Annotated in this window: 6 protein-coding genes; 2 read left to right on the forward strand and 4 right to left on the reverse strand. The window is 58.1% G+C overall.

What is annotated here, in order from left to right:
• Positions 1–126 precede the first annotated feature (126 nt).
• The 3 genes from AC1DWF_RS31160 to AC1DWF_RS31170 form a co-directional block, all read right to left on the reverse strand.
• Positions 127–555, reverse strand: coding sequence for a hypothetical protein (locus AC1DWF_RS31160; RefSeq protein WP_476842489.1), 429 nt, complete (start codon positions 553–555; stop codon positions 127–129).
• Positions 552–1,295, reverse strand: coding sequence for a Rha family transcriptional regulator (locus tag AC1DWF_RS31165; RefSeq protein ID WP_476782896.1), 744 nt, complete (start codon positions 1,293–1,295; stop codon positions 552–554). The genes AC1DWF_RS31160 and AC1DWF_RS31165 overlap by 4 nt, the downstream gene beginning before the upstream one ends.
• Before the next feature lie 69 nt (positions 1,296–1,364).
• A complete protein-coding gene (locus AC1DWF_RS31170) occupies positions 1,365–2,030 on the reverse strand; it encodes a helix-turn-helix domain-containing protein (RefSeq protein ID WP_476782897.1) in 666 nt (221 codons plus the stop codon).
• 124 nt (positions 2,031–2,154) lie between these two features.
• On the opposite strand from AC1DWF_RS31170, the gene AC1DWF_RS31175 reads away from it, so the two are divergent.
• Both AC1DWF_RS31175 and AC1DWF_RS31180 read left to right on the forward strand, forming a co-directional pair.
• Positions 2,155–2,400, forward strand: coding sequence for a Cro/CI family transcriptional regulator (locus AC1DWF_RS31175; protein WP_476787774.1), 246 nt, complete (start codon positions 2,155–2,157; stop codon positions 2,398–2,400).
• Between the two features lie 153 nt (positions 2,401–2,553).
• Complete coding sequence (locus AC1DWF_RS31180; RefSeq protein ID WP_476804516.1) at positions 2,554–2,916, forward strand: hypothetical protein; 363 nt, start codon at positions 2,554–2,556, stop codon at positions 2,914–2,916.
• Between the two features lie 89 nt (positions 2,917–3,005).
• On the opposite strand, the gene AC1DWF_RS31185 is transcribed toward AC1DWF_RS31180, so the two are convergent.
• Positions 3,006–3,224 carry a hypothetical protein gene (locus tag AC1DWF_RS31185; RefSeq protein ID WP_476786736.1) on the reverse strand — a complete coding sequence of 73 codons (219 nt, stop codon included), beginning with the start codon at positions 3,222–3,224 and terminating at the stop codon, positions 3,006–3,008.
• Positions 3,225–3,370: the final 146 nt, after the last annotated feature.

A 3,370-nucleotide genomic window follows, 5' to 3' on the forward strand; every position in this document is an offset into this window, starting at 1 on the left:
GCCGAGCGGTAGGCGACGGCGGTTGATTTCGGGCATGCCTTCGGCGGCAGCCTGAACAGGGTTCGGCATTGGTAGTCTCCAGATTGTTCAGGGTGCCGCGTCAGCCGCGGCGGGCTACGCGTTGGTCTACTTCAGGTTTCTCTCGTCACGCTCGATCGCGACGTATTCGACAAGGCATTCTGCGAAATCGCTGACAGTCGTTGGTACGTCTTCACCATCGATATCGATCCCGCCCCGCCACAATGCCCACATCAAGGGAGTGGTCGGCCGCTCTATCCCTATTGCGAGCGCGGCCAATCTGCTGATCGGCATCGGCTTGCCGTTAAAACTGGTCTGCGGTTCCGGCAGAAATCCTCCAACTTCGACGTAGTTCCCATCTGATGCTTGCATCAGATAGCGCGGTGAAGCAGGATCGGTCTGATAGATGTAGTCGTTGCTGTCCCGCCACTGGCGATACACGATGCCGCAAATTGCCAGGGCCTCGAGCAATTCGCTCGTGTCGATATGTCTCGCGACGTCTCCGCGACGGTCATCATTGGCAAGGCGGATCATCATACACCTGCCTTTCCGGTCAGCTTGAACCGGCTCTCGATGTCTGGATGGATTGCCTGCGTCGCAGTGACCATCGTGCATTCGCCGACGAAGCGGGCGAAAAGCTTGGTCACATCGATGATGCGCCAGACCGCATAGCTGCTGCCCTTTGCGTTCTCGTGGCTGTTCTTGACCATCTGAAACGGGCGCGGGCTGTAGGGCAGGTCGCCCATCACCGCGTCGATAATGCGTTGCGGCAACCCATATCGCCGATTGGTCCGCTTCCTGACCTCTGACAGCGATTCAGCGTTCTGCGGTTTTGCGGTGAGGGGGGCCGTGTCCTTGATCAGCTGGATATCGGCACTGATCGCTCTGAGCTGCCGATCTTGCTCGGCCCCTCGGCGCTCCTGATCCGCCACCATCTGGAAGACGTTGGCGAAGGCCTCGGCAGTGGTGGGCAGGCGGGCTGGAGTTCCGTCGAGCTCTGCGAGCTTGTCGACCACCCGCTTGCGGAGTTTCACGTCATATCCGGTGGCGAGCGTCATCGCGTGCTCGCGATCAAGCCAAATGAGGGAAATGTAGTCGCGGATATCCCGCTCGATCCGGATGCCCGGATGGTACAAATCTGTACCATCTTCGCCATAGAGGTCAGCGAGCATCTTCCGGATGTCGCGGAGAACGGTCTTGTGCCCTTTGCCTGTGGCCTCGGCAATGTCCTTGCTCGAAAGCTCATGGCCAGTCTGTGTGTTTGCGGGTGCGAGCATGCGTGCCTCGTTGGTTAACGAGGCGTATCAAGCCATACTTGATTTTAGGTGTCAAGCGTTGCTTGATTATTAATCCATGCGAAAGAACCGGCGATGCTCTCGCACGGTGCCTATCACTTGACCAGGATTGTCGGCGTCGACCCTTCTGGGTGAGCGGGCACCTGAGTCGAAGTGTAGTTCAAAGATGGGGGCGCGGTGCTCATCTCGGCCAATCAGGCGGTAGGACGCGAGGAAAACCTCCGTAGTCTTATCCATTTGAGCGACAACGTAGTCTCCCTTCTCGGGGGCTCTCCCTGTGTCGATGACCACGATATCGCCGGTTTTGAAAGTCGGCGTCATGAAGCCAGATCGGCAGACTAAAGCGAATACGTCACCAACTGGCTTCCATGTGATCTGAAGAAATTTTGAAGGTGCCAGAGGTGACGAAAACCAGTCTTCCGGGTTTGGTAGGTTGAGCCAGTCTTCCGGAGACTTCCATTCAACTATCGGTGCCCTGACCGGCACATCGTCCAGCTCAAACAAGGAGTCACTGATGGTTCTGGTAATGGGCGCCTCTAGATCCAGGCTCATATACTTGGATAGATCCAGGAGATTTCGAGTGCTTGGCGTGGTTTTATCGGTCTCCCATTGGGAAACGGCCTGGACGCTAACCTTTAGGTGGTCGGCTACTTCCTGCTGGGTTTTGCCCGAAGCTTTGCGCGCTTTCCGGATTTGCGCCCCGATCGTGTCGGCCATCTCACTGTCTCCAGGTTTCTAGGCGATAATAAAGGCATGCTTTAGCCAAACAATGAAGCGTAGCTTGATTTTAAGGTTAAGCGCTGCTTTAATATCATCCTTATCAGCCAATCGGATGAGGATGATGACGCCACTTGAAAGAGCTAAGAAGGCGGTAGGCGCTTCGAAGGAGCTTGCCCGACGCATAGGGGTGACGCCACAGGCGATCAGCCAGTGGAAGACTGTCCCGGCAAACCGGGTTCTGGCGGTCGAGCGTGCGACCGGCATAGGCCGCAGCGTTCTGCGGCCTGATCTCTACCCGCCTGAGCTTCGCCGCTGCACTGGCGTTGGCGGGCTGTTCGACTTCGAAACCGGCACCTGCCAGCACTAACGGGCTGCGCGCTGTGGTCGGTACCTCGCTGATCGGCGCGCGAGGCAAGACGCCAGCCGACCAGGCGGGCATCAACGAGACGGCGGCGGGTCTTTGCGCGGGCGGCGTATGGACCAAGAGCGAGTGCGCTCGCCATGGAAAGGAAAGCCGGCAATGACGCGCGAAACCATCGGGGAGCGGCAAATCAGATTGGAAGAGCAGTTTAAGGCCGTCGTCGCCTCGCTGACGATGCTGACCGAGCAAGGCAAGGAAGCCGCCGAGAGCCGACGGCGAGGCTATCAGGCGCAAGAGGATCTTCGCCTCGAAGTGATGGGGATTAAGCATCGGCTGGACGGTTTGGAGAAGTCCGTCGACGCGATCAAACCAACGACAGCCGAGTATGCCCAGGTGCGCGATCGAGTGGTGTTTGCGGGGTCTATGGGGCGCGGTCTTTGGGCTGTCGGCAAGCAGCTGATCGCTGCGGCCGCCGGCGCCGCTGCGACTTGGTATGCCATTACCGGTCGGCCTCCGCCCTGATCATTTTCCCGAAGCCGGCAATATGATAGGATGCCGTCACGCCTTGATCCTTGCCCCCGCTGCCGAAAGGTGGCGGGGTTTTTTCGCGCCTAGTTGTTGCAAATGGCATCCAACATCATCGACATCAGCTTGTCGCGGGCCTGAAGCTGCAAAGTGTTTGGCGGCTCCATCGCAAGCAGTTCATCAATGGACAGCCGCTTGTAAGGTGGACGCCCTGTGACGACATAAATGTACCGTCGCTCCCAATTGACGACGAGCTTCCAGATGGCCGTGTCATCCTCTGCCAGGACGGAAGTGATGGGCTTCACGTTGGACACCTCTCTGAAAAGCAGAGAATGCCCCTTCCAACCGAGAGCCGTCTATCGCCAGATTTGGCTATTGACGCCCGAAGGCAGGCCACTGTGACCGTTTCCCCTTGCGTCAGGGAATCATGTTAGCCTGACAGCGTTCCCAA

The organism is Aminobacter sp. P4_D5, assembly GCF_056401815.1.